Genomic DNA, 20682 nt, shown 5'->3' on the forward strand with positions numbered 1-20682 from the left:
TCCTGAGGATTCCATGACGCTCAAAGCGACCCCGCTCAATTCTGCCCACCGCGCACTCGGCGCCAAGATGGTCGACTTCGGCGGCTGGGATATGCCCGTCAATTACGGCTCGCAGATCGAAGAGCACAACGCGGTGCGTGGCGATGCCGGCATGTTCGATGTGTCTCATATGTGCGTTGTCGATGTCAAGGGGGCCAACGTTCGCGCGTTTCTCCGCGGCCTGCTGGCCAATAACGTCGACAAGCTGCAAGCGCCGGGCAAGGCCTTGTATTCGTGCATGCTCAATACCGAAGGCGGCGTGATCGACGACCTGATCGTCTATTTCCTGGCCGAAGACTGGTTCCGTATCGTCGTCAACGCCGGCACCGCCGACAAGGACGTGGCCTGGATGAACCAGCACAATGCCGCTACCAGCAGCGGCTTGAGCATCACCCAGCGCCGCGACGGCAACGATCCGATCGCCCTCATCGCCGTGCAGGGTCCGAACGCCCGCGCCAAGGTGTGGCAGGTGCTGCCGACCACCCAGGCCGCGACCGAACAGCTCAAACCCTTCAACGCCGCCATCGTGGCCGACACCGCCTTCGGCGAAGCCATGGTCGCGCGCACCGGCTATACCGGCGAGGACGGCTTCGAGATCGGCGTGCCGGCCACCCAGGCCGAAGCGCTGTGGAACGCCCTGCTCGCCGCCGGCGTCAAGCCCGCCGGCCTCGGCGCGCGCGATACGCTGCGCCTGGAAGCCGGCATGAACCTGTACGGCCAGGACATGGACGAAACGGTCAACCCGCTCGACGCCGGCCTGGCCTGGACCGTCGACCTGGCGTCCGAGCGCGACTTCATCGGCAAGGCGGCGCTGCAGGCCAAGGGCCAGCAGGCGCAGTTCGTGGGCCTGATCCTGCGTGAAAAAGGCGGCATCCTGCGCGCCCACCAGCGCGTCGTCGCCGCCTCGGGCAACTTCGGCGAGATCACCAGCGGCACCTTCAGCCCGAGCATGCAGCAGGCGATCGCGCTGGCGCGCGTACCGCTGGATGTCGCCATCGGCGACACCGTGCAAGTCGTCATCCGCGACAAGCACCTGGCCGCCAGCGTCGTCAAGCTGCCGTTCGTGCGTAACGGCAAAGTGCTGGCCGCCTGACGGGCGCGCCGCGATAACAAACACGTATACTAATAACCCCACCATCCCCAGGAGTTTCCATGAACATCCCTACCGACCTGAAATACACCGAATCCCATGAATGGGTGCGCCGCGAAGAAGACGGCTCGCTGACCGTGGGCATCACCGAATACGCGCAGGATGCGCTGGGCGATATCGTGTTCGTCGAGCTGCCGCAGGTCGGCAAGGCGTTCACCGCCGGCGACGACGCCGCCGTGGTGGAGTCGGTCAAGGCCGCGAGCGATATCTACGCCCCGGTCTCGGGCACCGTCACCGCCGTCAACCAGCCAGTGGCCGATGCCCCTGACTCGATCAACCAGGATGCCTACGGCGCCTGGCTGTTCAAGCTGGCCCCGAGCGACGCCGCCGCCTACGACAAGCTGCTCGACGCCGACGCCTACGGCAAGACCACCGACAATTAATCGTCCATGGTGCGCCCGTCCTGAGCGCACCGCAGGGTGCGCCAGCGCGGCGCACCAACCCGAATACCCCACTCTTCATCCAGCCGGCAACGGCGCCAGACTCCTTCTACCATGACCCGCTCCAGCCTCACCCAACTTGAAGCACGCGATTCGTTCATCCCGCGCCATATCGGCCCTTCCGAATCCGAACAGGCAGCCATGCTGTCGACCCTCGGCTACGCTACCCGCGCGGCCCTGATCGACGCCGTGGTCCCGGCCAATATCCGCCGCAAGGACAAGCTGGACCTGGGCCAGTTCGCCGAACCGCGCACCGAAGAAGAAGCGCTGGCGACCCTGAAAGGCCTGGCGTCGAAGAACAAGGTGCTGAAATCGCTGATCGGCCAGGGTTACTACGGTACCCACACGCCAAAGGTCATCCTGCGCAACATCTTCGAGAATCCGGCCTGGTACACCGCCTACACCCCTTACCAGCCAGAGATCTCGCAAGGCCGCCTGGAAGCCATCCTGAACTTCCAGCAGGCGATCACCGACCTGACCGGCATGGGCATCGCCAACTCGTCGATGCTCGACGAAGGCACCGCCGCCGCCGAAGCCATGACCCTGATCCAGCGCGTCGGCAAGTCGGCCTCGAAGGTGTTCTACGTCGCCGACGACGTGCTGCCGCAGACCCGCGAGATCATCGAGACCCGCGCCGAGCCGATTGGCGTCGAAGTACGCACCATCGCCCCCGCAGACATCGAAAAACTCGAAGAAACCTGCTTCGGCGTGCTGCTGCAATATCCGGGCGTGGACGGTGAAGTGCGCGACTACCGCGCCGCTGTCGAGCACCTGCATGCCGCAGGCAGCATGGTGATCGTGGCTGCCGACCTGCTGGCCCTGACAGTCCTGACCCCGCCGGGCGAATGGGGCGCCGACGTCGTGGTCGGCAACAGCCAGCGCTTTGGCGTGCCGCTCGGTTTCGGCGGCCCGCACGCCGGCTACCTCGCCACCCGCGACGAATTCAAGCGCAGCATGTCGGGCCGCCTGGTCGGCGTCACCGTCGACGCCCAGGGCAACCCGGCCTACCGCCTGGCGCTGCAAACGCGTGAACAGCACATCCGCCGCGAAAAAGCCACTTCGAACATCTGCACCGCGCAAGTGCTGCTGGCGGTGATGGCCGGCATGTATGCGGTCTACCACGGCCCGCAAGGACTGGCCCGCATCGCCCGCCGCGTGCACCGCCAGACCGCCATCCTGGCCGCCGGCCTGCAACAGCTGGGACTCGAGCTGGCCAACCAGACCTTCTTCGACACCGTCACCGTGCGCGTGCAGGACGCGCAGGCGATCCACCAGCAGGCCACCGCGCGCGGCCTGAACCTGCGCCAGATCGACGCCAGCACCGTCGGTGTCTCGCTCGACGAAACCGTCACCCGCGATGACCTGGTGAACCTGTTGGCCGTATTCGGCAACGGCGCAGCTGGCAAGGACGCCATCGACATCGACCAGCTCGACGCCGGTGTGGCGGACGCCTTCCCGGCCGCGCTGGCCCGTACCAGCGCGTACCTGACCCACCCGACCTTCAACCGCTACCACGCCGAGCACGAGATGCTGCGCTACCTGCGCGCGCTGGCCGACAAGGACCTCGCGCTCGACCGCACCATGATCCCGCTCGGCTCGTGCACCATGAAGCTGAACGCGACCGCCGAGATGGTGCCGGTCACCTGGCCCGAGTTCTCGAACGTCCACCCGCTGGCGCCGAACGACCAGACCATCGGCTACCGCGAGATGATCGCCCAGCTCGAAGCCATGCTGTGCGCCGCCACCGGCTACGCCGCCATCTCGCTGCAGCCGAACGCCGGCTCGCAGGGCGAGTACGCGGGCCTCCTGGTGATCCAGAAATACCACGAGTCGCGTGGCGAAGCGCACCGCAACGTGTGCCTGATCCCGTCGTCCGCCCACGGCACCAACCCGGCGTCAGCCAGCATGGTCGGCATGAAGGTCGTGGTCACCGCCTGCGACGAGAACGGCAACGTCGATCTCAGCGACCTGAAGGCCAAGGCCGAGCAGTACAGCAACGACCTGGCGTGCGTGATGGTCACCTACCCGTCGACCCACGGCGTGTTCGAGGAAGGCATCAAGGAATTGTGCGAGATCGTGCACCAGCACGGCGGCCAGGTCTACGTCGACGGCGCCAACATGAACGCGCTGGTCGGCCTGGCCGCGCCGGGCGCCTTCGGCGGCGACGTCAGCCACTTGAACCTGCACAAGACCTTCTGCATTCCGCACGGCGGCGGCGGCCCGGGCGTCGGCCCGATCGGCGTCGGCGCGCACCTGGCGAAGTTCCTCCCGAACCAGCTCTCGACCGGCTACGTGCGCGACGAGAACGGCATCGGCGCGGTCAGCGCCGCCGCCTTCGGCTCGGCCTCGATCCTGCCGATCTCGTGGATGTATATCGCGATGATGGGCGCCGAAGGCCTGACCAGCGCGACCGAGGTGGCGATCCTGAACGCCAACTACATCGCGCGCCGCCTGGCGCCGCACTATCCGGTGCTGTACGCCGGCCACGACGGCCTGGTCGCCCACGAGTGCATCATCGACCTGCGTCCGCTGCAGGACAAGACCGGCATCAGCAACGAAGACGTCGCCAAGCGCCTGATGGACTTCGGCTTCCACGCGCCGACCATGAGTTTCCCGGTCCCGGGCACGCTGATGATCGAGCCGACCGAGTCGGAATCGAAAGCCGAAATCGACCGCTTCATCGAGGCAATGATCACCATCCACGCCGAGATCGTCAAGGTCGAGCGCGGAGAATACGACCGCATGGACAACCCGCTCAAGGGCGCGCCGCACACCGCCGAAGTCGTTACCGCCGACGACTGGCAGCATGCCTACACCCGCGAAGTGGCGGCCTTCCCCGTCGCCGGCCTGCGCAAGAAGAAGTACTGGCCGCCGGTCGGGCGCGCCGACAATGTGTACGGCGACCGCAACCTGTTCTGTGGCTGCGCGCCGATCAGCGATTACGAGTAATCGCGCGGCGCGTTGACCAAGCTTGTCACTTGCGGCTCGATGCGAGTCGCAAGTGCGGCGCCGTCGTCGTCTTTGCGACCCGCGTCCCGTGCCTGGAGCGCGGCCCGCGCCCCCCTTCCTCTTCCTCTTCCAGCCTGAACCCCGCCACCGTGCGCGACAGCGCCAGCGCCTGCGTCTGCAGCGTGCGCGCCGCGCGCGCGGCCTCTTCGACCAGGGCGCTGTTCTGGCGTGTCACCTGGTCCATTCGCACGATCGCCTGGCCGACCTCGGCCAGCCGCGTGGCCTGGCCGGCGCCGGCGTCGCCGAGGCGGGCGGCGATGTCTTCCACCTCGCGCACGGTGCCGGCGACGCGCTCCATGCTGCTGCCGGCATGCAGGGCCCTGGCCGCGCCGCCCTCGATCCCGGCCACCGACTGCGCCACCATGGCCCGGATCTCGCGGCTGGCGGCCGCCGCCAGGCGATTGGCGGTGCGCGCCTGGTTGGCGCCGAACCCGGCATCGGCCGCCAGCTCGCGCAGCGCGCCCTCGGTGTCGGCCAGCGCGCTGGCGCGGAACACGGCGCGGCTGCCCAGGCTCAGGCTGCCCAGCTTGATGTCGCACGAGGCGGCGCCAATCAGGCGCGCCGATTCGCCGATCGAGCGCAGGGTGTCGCTCAGATTGCGGATGCCGGCGTCCAGCTGGCGCGAGATGTCGGCGATCTCGTCGCCGCCGTAGTCATGGCCTTGGCGCCGGCGCAGCGTCAGGTCGCCGCGGGCCAGGCCGCTCGCGGCCAGCCCGATGCCACGGATCTCGGCCAGCAGGATGCGGCGCACGGCGAAAGTGATCGCCAGCGACAGCCCGATCGCCAGCAGCAGCACGGCCGGCATCAGCACCGACATCATCCGGAAGTCGGCCTGCGCGCTGTTTGACGCGTCGCGCGACAGCGCTTCTTCGAGCGCGCCCAGGTCGGCCAGGTGCTGCGCCACCAGCGCGAACGCGCGCTCGGCCTGCTGCATGGCGTTGGCGCTGATCGACGCGTCCAGCGGCGCCAGCGCGATCACTTCGCGCACCGCCCGGGCATAGCGCAGCTGCGCCAGCGCGGCCTGCTCGACGTGGCGGTCCTCGGACTCGGTCAGCGTGCGCTGGCCAAGCACGGCCAGGCCGGCCTCGATGCGCCGGTGCTGGGCCAGAATATCCTGGCCCAGCGGTTCCGTGCGCGCCACCGGAAAACCGCCGCCCATCCAGCTGAGCAGGCGATAGATGTCGGCATGCGCCTTGTGCGTCTGCGCGGCCAGGGTGCTGGCGGCGCGCATGCTGGTCGCGCGCTGGCCCACGATCCATTCGACTCTATCGTTCTGGCGCACCATTGCGTGGTACGTCACCCACGACAGCACGAGCAGCAGGGCCAGGACGGCGCCGGGGGCGAGCAGCAGCTTGGGACCGATCCGCAGGCGCGCCAGCATGGTCAGCGCCAGTCCGGGGAAGATACAGGGCGGTGTGGCGGCATGATCATGGGCTCTCCTTTTCGGTCTGGAATGCAATATTTCTTGAACGTAGTCCAGAATGTACGTCGTGGCCAGGGCCCCGCGTTTGTGACCGCGCAATGACGCGACCAGGCCGCACGATGGCGCCGGTAACATTCGCTTACCAAGGCATGCGGGCTGCATGCGGCGCCATCCGAACCTCGTGTATCCTTGCAAACATCCCGCCTTATCCCCCATCAAGGACGCCCGATGAACATCCGCCTGACCACCGTATTCCTGAGCTGCCTGGCGGCCGCCTGCGCCCAGGCGCAAGTCGTGCCCGATCCAACGCCAGCACGGGCCCAGCTCGAACGAAGCAAGCCCGCCCGGCCCGACCCGTTCGCCGGCAGCCACCAGCCCTACCCACGCGTATACGGAGGCGATGTGGCGGCCCAGCCGGGCGACCACGTGTTCAAGGACATGCGGCGCGATCCGCGCCTGCTCGGCGGGGTCGAGGTGGCGCCGAATGTCGCCATCGAAGGCGGCTACCTGAATCTGCCGGACCGCGACCTGCATAAGGTCGAGCCGAACAAACCGGCCGATGCGGCCGTCGCCCTCGGCGAGAAAGGCTCCAGCAACCATCTCGCCGCCAAGTACGCGCTGCCGGAGCGAGGTGGCGTGTCAGCCTACGGCAAGGCCGGCATCGCCTACACCGAGCAAAAAGGCCGCGGCGTCGAGGCCGGCTCCGACACCGGCCTGTACACCGGCGTAGGGGCAAAGCTGAACATCGACAAACGCACCACTGTCAGCGGCGACTTCGTGCGCCATGGCAATGCCGCCAGCAAGTTCAAGGACGTGCGCGACGGCGTTAAGGCCAACCTCAAGATGGGGTTCTGAAGGACGCATGATGAAGCCAACCGCCCTCGCCCTGGCCGCGATCGCCTTTACCGGCGCGCCGGCGCAAGCGCAAGCGCCTGAACCGGCCGCGCCCGTGGCGCTGGCCGATACCCGCCCCCGCACCGTCTTCTCGGCGCCGCGCGAATCCGGCCTCCAGACCTTCCCGCGCGTCTACGGCGGGAATATGAGCGCCAACCCCAATGACCGGATGTTCGCCGGCCTGTTCAAGACCGATCCCAGGCTGCTGATGGGCGTCGCCATGACACCAGGACTGGCCTTCGAGGCCGGCTACGTCAACCTGCTCGACCAGGGTTTCCGCCCCGTCAACGAGCGCGATCCCGAAGACACGACCGGCGCCATCGGCCTGCACGGCTTCAATACGCATGTCGCGGCCAGGATCACGCAGCCGCTGGGGGAGCGCCTGAGCGCCTGGGGCAAGCTGGGCGTGGCGCGCAGCGAACACCGGCGCGGCCAGTTCCAGGGCGCCGATGTCGGCCTGTACACCGGCGTCGGTGCCCACTACAAGGTGAGCGACCGGGTGACTCTCGACGGGTCTTTCGAGAACCACGGCCACGCCGCCGAGCGCTTCAAGAACGCGACCAATGCCAGCAGCCGGGTCAAGGCCAACCTGAGCCTCGGCTTCTGACGCCAGGCCTTGCCGCACCCTGCCTCGCGCGGCCGCGCTACACTAGCGCCCATGAGATTTCCCCGCTTCCCGGCGCGCTACCGGCGCCTGCTGGCCACCTGCCTCGCTTCGCTGCTGCTGCACCTGCTGGCGATCGCCTGGATCGACGCCCGCCTCGCGCCGCCGGCCCTCACGATCGGCAATCCCGCGCTGGCGCTGCACCTGGTCGAGGTGGCCCCAAGCGCGCCGGCGTCCGCGCCTCAAGCTCCCGACCTGCCGGCGCCGGATGCCGTCACGCCGGAAGCGGTCCCGGCGCCGACCACCGAGGCTGCGGACAACGAGGTGCCCCTGCCCGCGCCCGTGGTCGCGCCGGCGCCGCCGGAGACGCAGGGCGACGTGGCCCCGGCCAGGATGCCCAACACTTATCGCGTGACCCCGCCGCCCTCGGGTCGCATCGACTACACGGTCACCCGCAGCGCACCCGGCGGCACACCCCAGGATGCGGGCAGCGCCAGCATGCGCTGGCGCAGCGACGGCAACCGCTATATGGTGGAGATCGACGGGATAGTGGGAACGCTGGCGAGCGAAGGCCGGGTCGACGATGCCGGCATCGCGCCGGACCGTGCGCTGCGCGCCGTGGGAACCGGCCAGGCAACGACTATCTTCGATCGCGCCGGCGGCACGATCGCGGGCCCGGAAGGCGGCGCCGACCAGCTCGTGCCCGGCAGCCAGGACCCGGCCTCGGTACTGCTGCAACTGGCCGGCATCGGCCTGGGCGACGCGCGCCAGGTACGCAAGGAACTGGAGTTCTGGGTCGGCGGCGCGGGCGGCGCCGGCGTCGAACGCTATCGCGTGCTGGGCCGCGAACGGATCGAGACCGGCGCCGGGCCGCTCGACACGCTGCGCCTGGCGCGGATCGCGCAACATGGCGCGGCGCGCCTGGAACTGTGGCTGGCGCCACAGCATGCTTGGATGCCGGTGCAACTGCGTGTGACCGATTCCGACGGCGCGGTCAGCACCCAGACCCTGGCCTCGGCCGCGATCGATCCGGTCCAGGAGCTCACGGAAGAATAGGACGGCCGCGTAGCGCCGTCCCGGGTGTTACGCCCTGGTCAAGCCAGCTTGGCCGCGTGCTCGCGGGTCGCGTGGAACACCAGCTTGGGCCAGCGTTCCTGGGTCAGGCGCAGGTTGACGCCGGACGTCGCCAGGAAGGCCATATTGCCGGCCGCATCGTAGGCGACCTGGTGGCCGAGCTGGTTCTCGAAGTCGGCCAGCGACTTCTTGTCCTCGCTCGAGATCCAGCGCGCGCTGCTGATGCTGCTGCTCTCGAACACCGCATCGACGCCATACTCGTTGAGCAGGCGGCTGGCCACGACTTCGAACTGCAGCACGCCGACGGCGCCCAGGATCAGGTCCGAGCCCAGCACCGGCTTGAAGACCTGCACCGCGCCCTCTTCGCCCAACTGCTGCAGGCCCTTGTGCAGCTGCTTCACTTTCAATGGATTGCGAATCCGCACCGTGCGGAACAGGTCCGGGGCAAAGTACGGGATGCCGGTGAAGGTCAGCATCTCGCCTTCGGAGAAGCTGTCGCCGATCTGCATATTGCCGTGGTTCGGCAGGCCGATGATGTCGCCGGCATACGCTTCCTCGACCTGTTCCCGGCTCGAGGCCATGAAGGTCACCACGGACGACAATTTGACGTCGCGGCCCAGGCGCAGGTGCTTGACCTTCATGCCTTTTTCGAAACGTCCCGAGCACACGCGCAGGAAGGCGATGCGGTCGCGGTGGGCCGGGTCCATATTGGCCTGGATCTTGAACACGAAGCCCGAGAACTTTGGCTCGGTCGGCTCGACCGCGCGCACCGTGGCGTCACGTTCGCGTGGCGCCGGGGCCCAGTCGACCAGGGCCGACAGGATCTCGCGCACGCCGAAGTTGTTGATCGCCGAACCGAAGAACACCGGGGTCTGCACGCCCGACAGGAAACGCTCGAGGTCGAACACGTGCGAGGCGCCGTGCACCAGCTCGACTTCCATCTTCAGTTGCTCGATCTCGAGCGGGAACATCTGGGCCAGCTTCGGATTGTCGATGCCCTTGACGATCTCGAAGGCGCCATCGGCCTTTTCCTCGCCCGCCTTGAACAGCATGATCTCGTCCTTCAGCAGGTGGTAGACACCGCGGAAGTTCTTGCCCATGCCGATCGGCCAGGTCACCGGCGCGCACTCGATCTTGAGCACCGATTCGACTTCGTCGAGCAGCTCCAGCGGATCGCGGGTCTCGCGGTCCATCTTGTTCATGAACGTGACGATCGGCGTGTCGCGCATGCGGCAGACGTCGAGCAGCTTGATGGTCTGCGCCTCGACGCCCTTGGCGGCGTCGATCACCATCAGGGCCGAGTCGACCGCGGTCAGCACGCGGTAGGTGTCTTCCGAGAAGTCCTGGTGGCCCGGGGTGTCGAGCAGGTTGATCACGTGCTCGCGGAATTCGAACTGCATCACCGAGGACGCGACCGAGATGCCGCGCTGCTTCTCGATGTCCATCCAGTCCGAGGTCGCGTGGCGCCCGCTCTTGCGGCCCTTGACGGTGCCGGCCAGCTGGATCGCGCCCGAGAACAGGAGCAGCTTCTCGGTCAGCGTCGTCTTACCGGCGTCGGGGTGGGAAATGATGCCGAAGGTGCGGCGACGCGCGACTTCGCGCGCGGTCGAACCGGCCTGGCGGCTGGTAGCGTTGGAGGTGTCGTCGCCGGCGTGCGGGAGGTCGTTCGCGGCGGAGATATCGGTGTCGTTGGCCATAGTCGAGCCCTTCTGGCGGCCCTGGGAAGAAAACCCTCGATTTTACCGTCTCCGCCCCCTCCCGTGTGAACTAATGGGAGCACGCCGCGCGCGCCCCCGATCGTTCAGGCTTAGTCGCGCACCCTGCGCCAGCCGGCGCGGTGCGCCTCGGTGGTCTCGGACGGCGGGAAGCGGCCCGTCACCATGCTGCCGTCGGCGGTGGTGGTGATGGTCTTGAGGGCGCCCGACGGCAGGCGCACCACGATGAAGCCGACCGCAGCCGATGCCGCCAGCGGGTAGCCGGCGATGCCGTCGGGCGAGGCGGCGCGGCCGCTGCAGACGTTGAGCTGGTACATGACGCTGGTGCCGCCCACCGAGCACTCGGTCGAGGAACTCGGCAGGTTGGTGACCAGGTTGACGGTGCCCGCCACGACCTTCGGATCGAGGTTGACCCGCTCGCCCGTGTTCTGGTCGAAGTCCACGTACCAGCCGTCCTGGCGCGCCAGGTCGACGTCGTCACCCGAGATGCTGTAGGGCACCGCTTTCTTGATCGTCTCCTCCCCCTCGTCCTGCTCTTCCTGTTCCTCGTCCTCGATCCGGACGAGCTGCCTCTTGACCATGGTCGAGCCAGGCCATTCGCTGGCGCCGATCGTCGTTCCTCCGTCCTTGAGCACATAGGCGCTCTGCAGCCTGGTATTGGCGACATCGACCAGGTCCAGCAGGCGCCCGCTGCCGAATACCACCACGCGCTGGGCCTTGGCCACGGTCTTGCCGCTGTCGTCCGCCTCGCCGTTGTCGTCCAGCACCGGGGTCTCGACGCGGCAGGCGGTCACTTCGGGGCGGGTAGTGAACGGCTTGTCGACGCCGGCGTCGCCCATCAGCACGCGAGTGGTCGTGCCCGGCTCGGTGAAGTCGAAGCGCCACATCTTGCCGGTGTTGTCGCCGCCGTAGACGTAGGTCACGAGCGGATCATTGTTCGGATCGTTGGTGATCGCGGTGATCTTCGCCAGGCCCGATGGCGTGCCGACGCTGCCCACATCGGTGCTGATCTTGCGCAGCACCCTGCCGCTGGCGATGTCGACCACGAACAGGTAGCCCTTGCCGTCGCCGCCGGCAACGCCGTCCGTGCCCGGGATGTTGTTGTAGCCCGAGGTCAGGAACACGACCCATTTTTCCTCGCCGTTCGCTTCGTCCTTGATGGTGCCGAACTGCGGGTTGCCGAACGAGTAGCCGAGCTGCTCCTCATGGTGGATGCCGCTGCAGACGGCGCTGTCGGCGCACAGTTCCCATAACGGCTTGGGGTCGTCGGGATCGGTGACGTCGAGCGCGTAGTAGCCGCGTCCACCGGCATTCAGGCCGGCCACCAGCACCGTCTTCCAGGCGTCGCCGATCTTGACGTCGGCCACCTCGGGCGAGCCGTCGACCGAGAAGATGTGGTTGGTGCCGTAGGTGGTGCTGGCCAGCTGGTAGAGCTTCTTCATCGTGATGCGAGGCGCATAGGCCCAGGTTTCTTCGCCGCTGCTTGCGTTGAACGCGTGCAGCATGCCGTCATTGGCGGCGGCGAACACCGTCGCCGAGCGCCTGGCGTTGGCGATCTTGTAGTCGCTGTAGCCATCGCGATCGAAGTTGCGGCGCGGTTCGCGCAGGTAGGCCGGTTTCGACGAGGCGATATCGCCCAGCACGATCGGCAGCGAATCGCCGGCGCCGCCCTCGGCCACCGTGGTGCGGCTGAACGAGCGCAGCACGATGTCGTCCGCATGCTGTTGCTGGCCGCGCAGCCAATTGACGATGTTGGCGCCGTTGTTGACGATCTGGCGGTTGGCGGGCGACATCGTCGCGCACTGGGTCAGCGCGCTGCACTTGTTGTCGAACCACTCCTTCTCGACGCCCATCTCGGCGTACAGGAAGTTGGCGCGCGCGCCGTTCACGGGGTTGCGCATATAGATCCGGCGCTCGTCGCTGCTGGCGTCGACACTGCCGCCCAGCACGTCCGAGGTGTTCCACAGCTCGGTGGGGCTCACTTCACCGGTCGCGACATCGACGGTGCGCTTGGCCAGGCGCCCGGTCCAGCGCACGGTGGTGAAGGTGGCCGAGAAGATGTCGTTGTCGTTCTGCGAGATGTTCGGGGTCGAGGTCGCGGCGGCCGCCGCCGCGCCGGTCTTGACTTCGATATTGGCCAGCGCCGAGCGCAGGCCCTCGACCACCTGCAGCGGATCGGAGGCCGAGAAATACTTGCCATGGCCATTGATCGCGGCATGCCACAGGTCGTCCACCCGCGACTGGTAGGCCGCCGAGCCGCTGCTCTCGCGGGTGACCGGATCGGGCCAGACCCAGGGGCCGTTGCTGTTCCAGGGGCAGCCGGTCTTTTGCTCGCTGATCACCTTGTACAGGTCGCCGGTGGGCAGCGGCAGCGTGTCGTAATTCGGCTCGTAGTTCATGATGCCGTCCACGCCCAGGCCCAGCGCGTAGGTGCGCATGTGCAGGCGGTTGTTCTCGCCGCCGGCGGCCGGCACGGCGCCCAGCTTGCCCTCGAGGTCGGGCCGCAGCGAAGGCACGGTCGGCCTGGGGTCGCGGCCGTCCCAGCCGCCGTTGTACCAGTACAGGGCGATATCGGCCAGCGACGGCACGCTCTGGCTGCGCTTGTCGACGCAGCCCTTCGACTGCAGGCAGAAGCGGGACGGGTCGTGCCTGTTGTCGTTGCTGGCGATGCCGCCGGGCGCGGCGCCGTTCCAGTAGCCGTCGGTGGTGATGAAGGTGAAGTTCTGCTGGCAGGCGTATTTCACCACCCGGGCGTCGCCCTCGACTTCGTAGGGCGCCTGGTTGGCGTACATCTTGCCGATCGCATGCAGGGCCTGGCGCACCGGCGTCGCACCCGACGTGTTCATGTCGTACAGGTCGGCGTACCACTTGGTGCGTTCCTTGCCGGCGAACGCCTTCGGCGGGTTCATGGTGCCTTCGACGGCCGCCACCGACAGCGCCACCAGGCCGACGTTGTACTTGTCGTTGATGGGGCCGAAGGCCTGGCCGACCGAGGTCTTCATCATCTGGTTGCGGGTCTTGTAGTAGCCGTACCAGTTCGCGAAGTTGGTCATCTCCTGGGCATAGGTGCAGAAGGCGCCGGGGCAATCGGTACGGTTCGGGTGGCGCGGGTAGACCGACCGCGAAGCCACGATATCGGTGCGCACGAACACCGAGACGCCCAGGCTGGTGGTGGTGGTGGCCACGACGTCCGATACCGCCGGCACCTTGTCGAGGGTCAAAAGATTGCGCCGGTTGGCGGTATTGTTGGTTGGACCATCATAGCTGACACTGGACCCGTCGGCATTGTCGGACGAGTCGATCACGCACAGTGTCGTGTTCTGCTGGCGCCGGCATAATGGCGAGGAATCGGCATCGCCGCCGACATAGGCCCGGATCGTGCCGCGGCTGCCGACCGATTCGTTGATGTAGTCGCGGATGCGGTCGGCCACCCAGGCCGCGCTCTTGCCGCGTTCAAGGCTCAGCGAACGCGCGAACAGCGCCACCCGGTTCAGCGAAAAATTGCTGATCACCTGGGTGCTGCTGCCGTTGGTGGTGCCGCTGATGGACAGCAGCGCGGTGGCGCCGGTGCCGCTGGCCACCATCAGGTTGGTGCCGGCGCGGCTGTTGTCGGTCACCAGCATGCAGTCGCCGATCGCCTTGCTGGTGGCGCCTTGGGCACAGGCGATCGGCAGCACGCCTACCACATTGTCGCCGGCCAGTGTAACGCCAAGCGCGGCGCACGACGGCACGCCGCTGGTCCCCGGCGACATCAGGCAGGCCGTGAACTGGTCGGTCAAGCCGGTCTTGTCGACGATCGAGCGGGCGAGCGCGCGCGCCAGCGCGATCTGCCTGTCGGCGCTATTGGTACCGTTGTCGGCGCTCACCTCGCGCGCGGTGATGACCTCGGCCCCCGTCACGCCGGCCGCGGTGACGCTCTCGATGGTGCGCGCCCCGTTGCCGGCGGAGGCGCCGATGGTGATGGTGCCGTACCATGGCGCGACCTGGTTGGCGCCCGAGAAGCGCGGATAGATATAGTCGCCGACATACTTGGCCTGGCAGTTGGTCAGCCTGGTCGAGTTACAGAAGCGCACGCGCGCCGGTACGGTGTAACGGTCGCTGGGCGGACCGCCGCTGGCGTTCGCGGGGCGGCAATCGGTCATGCTGGCATCGAGGCAATATTCCGCGACGTTGATGGTGTAGTAGTACGGGTTCGAATAGAAATACTGCGCGTAGTCGCGCGAGTTGGTCGGATAGGTATAGCCGGTGCGGTTGTAGTCGCAGCTGCTGTTGCGGCTGACGCACCAGTTCAGGTCGGGGAAACCGGACACCAGGTTGGTGGTGGACGTGCTGTTGCGGCTGCCCAGCAGGTCGGTGCGGTTCACCCCGAACTTGTCGTTGGGTACCGCCGTCCAGTTGCTCGTCGCGCCCGCGTCCAGGTCCTCGAAATAGGTGCCGTCCGCCTTCAGCGGCGGCATGTAGCGCACTTTCGGATCGTAGTACTGGCGATTGAAGTCGGCGCTGGCGAAAGGCGGATGGCCGGCCACGCAGGCGGTGGTGTCGTCTTCCATCGTGGTGCCGAGGCGGCAGGTGCTGGCGAGGTTGACGTAGTCGGGCGTGTAATTGAAATTCATCGAGCCCGAGTTATCGTACAGCAGCATCAGGTTCGGCTGGACGGTGCCGCTGCCGCTGATGTTCAGCAGCGGCAGCTGGGCGATGGCGGTCGGCCCGGCCCAGGCCGGGAGCGAAAACAGCAGGACGAGTACGGCAAGCAGGCGTTTCATGCGCATTCCATCAAAGTTTTTTCGGCGGCGTCAGACGCCGATCAGGACCACCATCTGGTTGACCACGGCGCCGCCGCGCGCACCCTGGATGCGGGCGGTGATCACATAGTGCAGCTGCGGGCTGCTGGCATAGCTGGGCGCGTCCGAAGCCAGGCTTTCGCCGATCGCCACCGGGGTGCCGAGGATGGCCGTGTTGGCGGCGGTCTGGACGCAGACGTTGTCGGGGTTGTCATAAGGCCCTTCGAACGCGCACATGCGCTGGATGACGTATTCGACGCTGGTGCCGCCGGGCCCGTCGACCGTCATGGCCTCGTCCCAGAAACCGCTGTCGCGGGTGTTCAGCCCGGGTTGCCTGACAGCGGAATACCCGGCATCCGGGAGATTGCCGTCGAGGGCGATCTTGTTGCTGGCGGCCGTCGCCTTGAGCCATTCGAAGCCCGTGTGCAGGCCCAGGTCGGCGGCGCGGCTGAGCGAGGCGTCGTAGGCCAGGTTGGCGGCCGTCAGCGTGGTCGAATTGGTCGACTTGAGCAGGTAGATACTGGTCACCAGCATCACCACCATCATGATCAGCATGACCGGCAGCGCAATGCCGCGCTGGCGCACCGTGCGGGTCGGCATCGGCATCAGTTCCTCCACCCTGCGTTGCGCAGCGGGACGATGGTCTCGAACACGCGGTAGCGGTAGCACTGCCAGTCGACCGGGTCGCCCTCGACGGCCAGGTCGACCCTGACCGGCACGGCGTCGACGCCCTCGGGCAGCGCGCGGTTGAACAGGTACACCGGTTCGCGGTTTTCCTCTTCGACGGTGGCGGTGCAGGCCGGCTCGCCGTCGGCACCGAGCACCGGGCGCTCCGGATTCTTCGCGCGCGCCACCACGGCGATGCGCAGCGCCACGATGCGGCCGTAGTCGCCCGCGCCGCCCTCCACGCCGTCGGCATCGGCATCGATCATCCCCGGGGACCATTGGCCGATCACGGTGCCCAATCCCGGCTTGAAGTCGGTGCTTTCGCGCGTGTCGAAGCCGTACTGCGCCTTGAGCATGACGATGTTGTCGGCCACCGGCTGGCTGTTGGCGCCGGCGCCGGCCAGGTCGGTGGCGCGCAGGCGCAGGTAGCCGCCGTCGACCGACCAGGTATGGAAGGCCAGGCGCGCGCCGGGGCCCAGGTTGAACACGCGGGTCGTGTTGCCGTCGTAGTCGACGTCGAGCTGGCCGCGGTTGAAGCGCTGCTGGACCGAGCCGAACTGCAGCTGGGTCGGACTGGGCGGCTGGGTGGCCGGGTCGACCGAGATCTGCGCCATGGCGCAGTCCTCGCCCGGCTGTTCCGGCGCCACCACGATCACGTCGCCCAGCGCGAAATAGCCCCAGGGGCGACGGTCGACCGTAATGGTGTTGCCACCGATGTAGTTCTGGGTCACGCGCAAGGTCGTGGCGCCGCCGGTCGCGCCGCCCGCATACAGGGTCAGGCGGTCCGGCCTTTCTCCGCCCGGCTCGATCACGGCCGCCGCCAGCGGAGTCACCGGGGCACCGTCGCGCAGCGCCGGCGCCAGCGCATAACCCTGGCTGTCGCTGAACACGGTATTGCAGCCGGTGATCAAGGGGTCGTTCAGGCCGAAGCCCGCCTGCTCGGCGTCGCCGCTGATCTGGAACATGGCCAGCATCCCGTTCTGCATCGAGTCCGAACCGCCCATTGCCGCATCCTTGCTGCGCGCGCCATCGGTCATGATGCGGGTCGCGAACAGGATCGCCAGCAGGCCGATGACGACGCTGACCATCAGCTCGACCAGCGAAAAGCCGCGCGCGCGGCGTTGCGCAAAGGCGTTCATGTCGCCGGCGACAGGTAGGAGGTGACGCGGTGCACGTTGACCTGGCTGTCGGTCGTGCGCTGCCAGCCGATGACGATATCGACTTCGGTGCGGCTGGTGCCCGCGGTCGGGGTCACGCCGACCTCGATGGTGGCGCCGGGAATACGCGTGCGCACCTCGGCATGCCAGGGCGCCAGGCGCGCGCCTGGCGCGGCGGCCTTCGCCACGGCATAGGCGGCGGCGTTGGCGATATCGGTGTTCATCATGCCCAGCAGCTGGTTGGCGGCGATCGTCGCCTCGGCGCGCAGGCCGGCGTCGGACAGCGCCGCCACCGAACGCGCCTGCAGGCCGAGCGTGCCCACCAGCGCGATGCCCAGGATGAGGACCGCAATGAGCGACTCGATCAGCGCGATGCCCCGTTCGGCGCGCCGTCCGGCGTTCTGGCAACGCGGCCTCATCGCGGACACCTGCGCGAATCGCCGGCGTCGGCCGGGTCGATCGCGGGATCGCAGGTCGTCGCGATGCCGGCGAGCGTCAGCATCACGGCCGACGGCCGGAACTCGCTTTCCATGCCCGCGGCCGGCGCCAGGTTGACCTCGGTGACGCGCGGCGAGATTGCGCCGTCGACCCAGCCCATCGGCGTGAAATAGACGGCGTCGCCATCGTCATCCGGACCCAGCGTCACCGCCAGCAAGCCCGGTGGCGGCAGCGTGGCGGCGCTGCGGCGGATCGAGCGGAACGACGCCGACTCCCCGACCTCGCCGGTCGCGCCGCCCGGACCCGTGGTGAGCGTCGACCAGTCATTGCTGGCGTCGTCGCAGGCATTGCCCGAGTTGCGAAAGCAGATGTCGACCTGCCAGCCCGGCTGGCCACCGGGCGTCTCGATGAAGACCAGGCGGCTCTGGCTGTTGTGGGCCAGCGCCTGGGTGCGCGCCAGCGTGAATCCCTCGGCATAGAACTGGCCGGCGCCGGCGGCCTTGGTCGAGGACAGCCAGCCGGACATGCGCGGGATGCCGACCGCCATCAGGATGCCGAGGATGGCCACCGCGATGATGGCTTCGAGCGCGGTGAAGCCCGCCTGCCGCCGTGGCCTGCGCCGCGCGCGCAGCGTTACTGGGTGCACGAGCCGTCCTTCCGATCGACCCAGCAGGTATCGCTCTTGGTCCAGCCGAGCGGCGCCGCGGTCGTGGCGCGGGCGCCGGCCTGGGTCAGCGTGTACCTGAAGCCGGCCGCCGCGCCCCGGCCGGTGGCGACCAGCAGGTAGCCCGCGCTGCCGGCGTTTTCCAGCGTGTAGACGAAGTTATCGGTGCTGGCCGGCATCTGCTGCGGGTCCAGGTCTTCGTCGTCGAAACCGTCGTAGCTGCGGTTATTGGCCCAGAATTGCTCCAGCTTCGGCTGGAGCGACGCCAGCGTGCCGTGCGCTTCCGCCAGCCGCGCGCGCATCACGTAGCTGCCGTAGGATGGCAGCGCGACCGCGGTCAGGATGCCGACGATGACGACGGCGATCATGATCTCGACGAGGGTAAATCCGGACTGGCGCTGATGCATGGGTTCTCCTGGGCGGATTCCGCGTAAATGTTTCCACGCAGAATGATATCCCGAGAACCTGTCATTTCCCTGAGGAAAAGCTGACAAAGTCCTGACAGCGACGCAAATACGACGCTATTGGCCCGTCACGCGCTCCCGTTCCTTGCCACTTGGGCAGCGAAACAGACCGTGACGCGGGCGCCGCCGCCCTGTGCATCGTCCAGCGCCACGGTGGCGCCATGCGCCTGCGCGATATCGCGTACGATCGCCAGGCCCAGTCCGCTGCCCGTGGTCTTGTCGTCCAACCGCACGAACCGCTCGAATACGGCCGTGCGCCTGGCGGCTGGAATACCGGGGCCGGAATCCTCGACCCTGAACCAGGCGCCTCTGCCCTCACCCTCGTCGCTGCGCCCGCACGCCACCGTCACCCGGCCGCCAACCGGCGTATAGCGCAGGGCGTTGTCGACCAGGTTATCGACCAGGTCGCGCAGCTGGAACGCGTCGCCGTCGATGGGCGCCGGGGCCAGCTCGAAACCCAGGTCGATGTCCCTGGCGGCGGCCTGGCCGACAAAGTACTGGATCGTCTCGGCGACCAGTTGCGCCAGGTCGAGCGCGGCGCGCGGGGCATCCTGCCGCCCCTCCCTGGCGCGCGCCAGCGCCAGCAACTGGTTGACCTGGCGGATCATGCGTTCATTGGACAATTCCATCAGGCCCAGCGAACGCATGGTGTCGGGATCGGATGCATGCCGCGCGCGCAGCCACTCGAGCTGCAGCTGCATGCCGGCCAGCGGCGTGCGCAGCTGGTGCGCCATGTCGGCGAGGAAATCGCGCTGGGCCCGCGCGCCGGCCTCGACCTTGTTGAGCAATTCATTGAAGCCGGTGACGACCGGCGCGATTTCGTAGGGCACGCTGGCCGGGGGAATCGGCGCCAGGTCGCCAGGGCCGCGCGCCGCCAGTTCGGCGCGCATGCGCGCCAGCGGCCGCAAGCCATTGCTGACCGACAGCCAGACCACGCCGACCAGGGTCAAGGTGACCAGCGAGACCAGCACCACCAGCGAGCGCACGATGGCCGAGCGCACTTCGAGCCGCTGGCGCAGGGTGCGCGCCACGCCCAGGTGACGCATGCCGTCGGGCGTCGCGAGCGCCAGCGCGACGACCCGCACCGGCTCGCCGTCGACCTCGGCGTCATGGGGCGCGGCGCCGGGGCGCAGGCCGGGAAAGCCGGCCGCCCCGGCCAGGTGCCGGCCCTGGGCGTCGCGCACCACGAACCAGCTGCGCTCCACGCCGGACTCCGGCAACGGCGGCAACTGCGGCGCGGCGCCCGCCGCCAGCCGTCCGGCGAGGGCGTTGGCGGTATCCAGCAGGCTGCTGTCGAAAGCGACCTGGGCCGGGGTCCAGGCCAGGGCCGCCACCAGCGCGGCCAGCACCAGGTTGACCAGCAGGATCGGGCCGAGCAGCCATTTGAGCAGGCGCAGCCGGATGCTGCTCATGCGACCATCGTCACGTGGCCGCTTCCAGCAGGTAGCCGAAGCCGCGGATGGTGCGGATCGCCACGCCCGAGCCTTCGAGTTTGAGGCGCAGGCGCGATACATAGACTTCGACCGCGTTCTGGGTGACGTCCTCGCCCCAGGGCAGGATGGCGTCGATGATCTGTTGCTTGGACACGACCCGCCCGGCCAGCTGCAGCAGGTATTCGAGCACGCCCCACTCGCGCACAGATAGCTCGATGGGGTTGCCGGCGACACGGGCGCGGCGGGTGGCCCGGTCCAGGCTCAGGCCGGCAAGCGACATGGTGGTGGACGGCGGTGCGTGACGCCGCGCCAGCGCGCGGATGCGGGCGACCAGTTCGGCGGTGGCGAAAGGCTTGACCAGGTAGTCGTCGGCACCGGTTTCGAGGCCGCGGACGCGGTCTTCCACGGCGTCGCGGGCCGTCAGCAGCAGTACCGGGGTGGCCGCGCCACGCGCGCGCAAGCGGCGCACCACCTCGAAGCCGTCGATGCCGGGCAGGCCGATGTCGAGCACCGCGACGTCAAGTCCGGTCCCTTGCAACGCGCTGTCGGCGGCCAGCCCGTCATGCACCAGCGTGACCGTCATGTCCTGCGCCTGCAGGGCGCGCAGCAGGCCGTCGGCCAGCACCGCATCGTCTTCCACCAGCAATACCCGCAGCCCCATCGTCGTTTTTCGCCCTGTCTTCATGAAGCGCATCGCGCGCGCAGGCGAATTATGCGGCATGTCGACGTTC

Annotated in this window: 16 protein-coding genes; 6 read left to right on the forward strand and 10 right to left on the reverse strand. The window is 68.0% G+C overall.

Features of this window, described 5'->3' with window-relative positions; translation table 11 throughout:
- Positions 1-13: 13 nt before the first annotated feature.
- From gcvT to gcvP, 3 genes are all read left to right on the forward strand, one after another.
- Positions 14-1132: a glycine cleavage system aminomethyltransferase GcvT gene (gcvT, locus tag AC56KW_RS05600; protein ID WP_497169743.1), complete on the forward strand. Its 1119-nt coding sequence runs from the start codon at positions 14-16 to the stop codon at positions 1130-1132.
- Between the two features lie 59 nt (positions 1133-1191).
- Positions 1192-1572 carry a glycine cleavage system protein GcvH gene (gene gcvH / locus AC56KW_RS05605; RefSeq protein WP_497169744.1) on the forward strand — a complete coding sequence of 127 codons (381 nt, stop codon included), beginning with the start codon at positions 1192-1194 and terminating at the stop codon, positions 1570-1572.
- 111 nt (positions 1573-1683) lie between these two features.
- A complete protein-coding gene (gcvP, locus tag AC56KW_RS05610; protein WP_497169745.1) occupies positions 1684-4578 on the forward strand; it encodes an aminomethyl-transferring glycine dehydrogenase in 2895 nt (964 codons plus the stop codon).
- Between the two features lie 25 nt (positions 4579-4603).
- On the opposite strand, the gene AC56KW_RS05615 is transcribed toward gcvP, so the two are convergent.
- The gene (locus AC56KW_RS05615; RefSeq protein ID WP_497169746.1) at positions 4604-6019 is read right to left on the reverse strand and encodes a methyl-accepting chemotaxis protein; all 1416 of its coding nucleotides are present in this window, start codon (positions 6017-6019) and stop codon (positions 4604-4606) included.
- A gap of 270 nt (positions 6020-6289) precedes the next feature.
- On the opposite strand from AC56KW_RS05615, the gene AC56KW_RS05620 reads away from it, so the two are divergent.
- The 3 genes from AC56KW_RS05620 to AC56KW_RS05630 are packed head-to-tail and all read left to right on the forward strand — an operon-like array spanning position 6290 to position 8615.
- The gene (locus AC56KW_RS05620) at positions 6290-6916 is read left to right on the forward strand and encodes an outer membrane beta-barrel protein (protein ID WP_497169747.1); all 627 of its coding nucleotides are present in this window, start codon (positions 6290-6292) and stop codon (positions 6914-6916) included.
- A 7-nt stretch (positions 6917-6923) separates the two neighbouring features.
- Positions 6924-7562 (forward strand): hypothetical protein, encoded by a 639-nt coding sequence (locus tag AC56KW_RS05625; RefSeq protein ID WP_497169748.1) that lies wholly within the window; start codon positions 6924-6926, stop codon positions 7560-7562.
- 51 nt (positions 7563-7613) lie between these two features.
- The gene (locus tag AC56KW_RS05630) at positions 7614-8615 is read left to right on the forward strand and encodes a DUF3108 domain-containing protein (RefSeq protein WP_497169749.1); all 1002 of its coding nucleotides are present in this window, start codon (positions 7614-7616) and stop codon (positions 8613-8615) included.
- Between the two features lie 38 nt (positions 8616-8653).
- On the opposite strand, the gene AC56KW_RS05635 is transcribed toward AC56KW_RS05630, so the two are convergent.
- The 9 genes from AC56KW_RS05635 to AC56KW_RS05675 all read right to left on the reverse strand — a co-directional run bounded on the left by AC56KW_RS05635 (position 8654) and on the right by AC56KW_RS05675 (position 20612).
- The gene (locus tag AC56KW_RS05635) at positions 8654-10330 is read right to left on the reverse strand and encodes a peptide chain release factor 3 (protein WP_497169750.1); all 1677 of its coding nucleotides are present in this window, start codon (positions 10328-10330) and stop codon (positions 8654-8656) included.
- Between the two features lie 110 nt (positions 10331-10440).
- Positions 10441-15111, reverse strand: coding sequence for a pilus assembly protein (locus tag AC56KW_RS05640; RefSeq protein ID WP_497169751.1), 4671 nt, complete (start codon positions 15109-15111; stop codon positions 10441-10443).
- Between the two features lie 30 nt (positions 15112-15141).
- Entirely contained in the window at positions 15142-15735 is a 594-nt protein-coding gene (locus tag AC56KW_RS05645) for a pilus assembly PilX family protein (RefSeq protein WP_497169752.1), read from the reverse strand.
- Entirely contained in the window at positions 15735-16934 is a 1200-nt protein-coding gene (locus tag AC56KW_RS05650; RefSeq protein WP_497169753.1) for a PilW family protein, read from the reverse strand. Before AC56KW_RS05650 ends, AC56KW_RS05645 begins: the two co-directional genes overlap by 1 nt.
- Positions 16931-17371: a type IV pilus modification PilV family protein gene (locus tag AC56KW_RS05655; RefSeq protein ID WP_497169754.1), complete on the reverse strand. Its 441-nt coding sequence runs from the start codon at positions 17369-17371 to the stop codon at positions 16931-16933. Before AC56KW_RS05655 ends, AC56KW_RS05650 begins: the two co-directional genes overlap by 4 nt.
- Positions 17368-18036 (reverse strand): prepilin-type N-terminal cleavage/methylation domain-containing protein, encoded by a 669-nt coding sequence (locus AC56KW_RS05660; RefSeq protein ID WP_497169755.1) that lies wholly within the window; start codon positions 18034-18036, stop codon positions 17368-17370. Before AC56KW_RS05660 ends, AC56KW_RS05655 begins: the two co-directional genes overlap by 4 nt.
- A complete protein-coding gene (locus AC56KW_RS05665) occupies positions 18024-18461 on the reverse strand; it encodes a type IV pilin protein (RefSeq protein ID WP_497169756.1) in 438 nt (145 codons plus the stop codon). The genes AC56KW_RS05660 and AC56KW_RS05665 overlap by 13 nt, the downstream gene beginning before the upstream one ends.
- Positions 18462-18586: 125 nt before the next feature.
- Positions 18587-19930, reverse strand: a complete 1344-nt coding sequence (locus AC56KW_RS05670) for a sensor histidine kinase (RefSeq protein WP_497169757.1) — start codon at positions 19928-19930, stop codon at positions 18587-18589.
- A 10-nt stretch (positions 19931-19940) separates the two neighbouring features.
- Positions 19941-20612 (reverse strand): response regulator transcription factor, encoded by a 672-nt coding sequence (locus tag AC56KW_RS05675; protein ID WP_497169872.1) that lies wholly within the window; start codon positions 20610-20612, stop codon positions 19941-19943.
- Positions 20613-20682: the final 70 nt, after the last annotated feature.

It is taken from the genome of Telluria sp. RT2P19, from assembly GCF_059685725.1.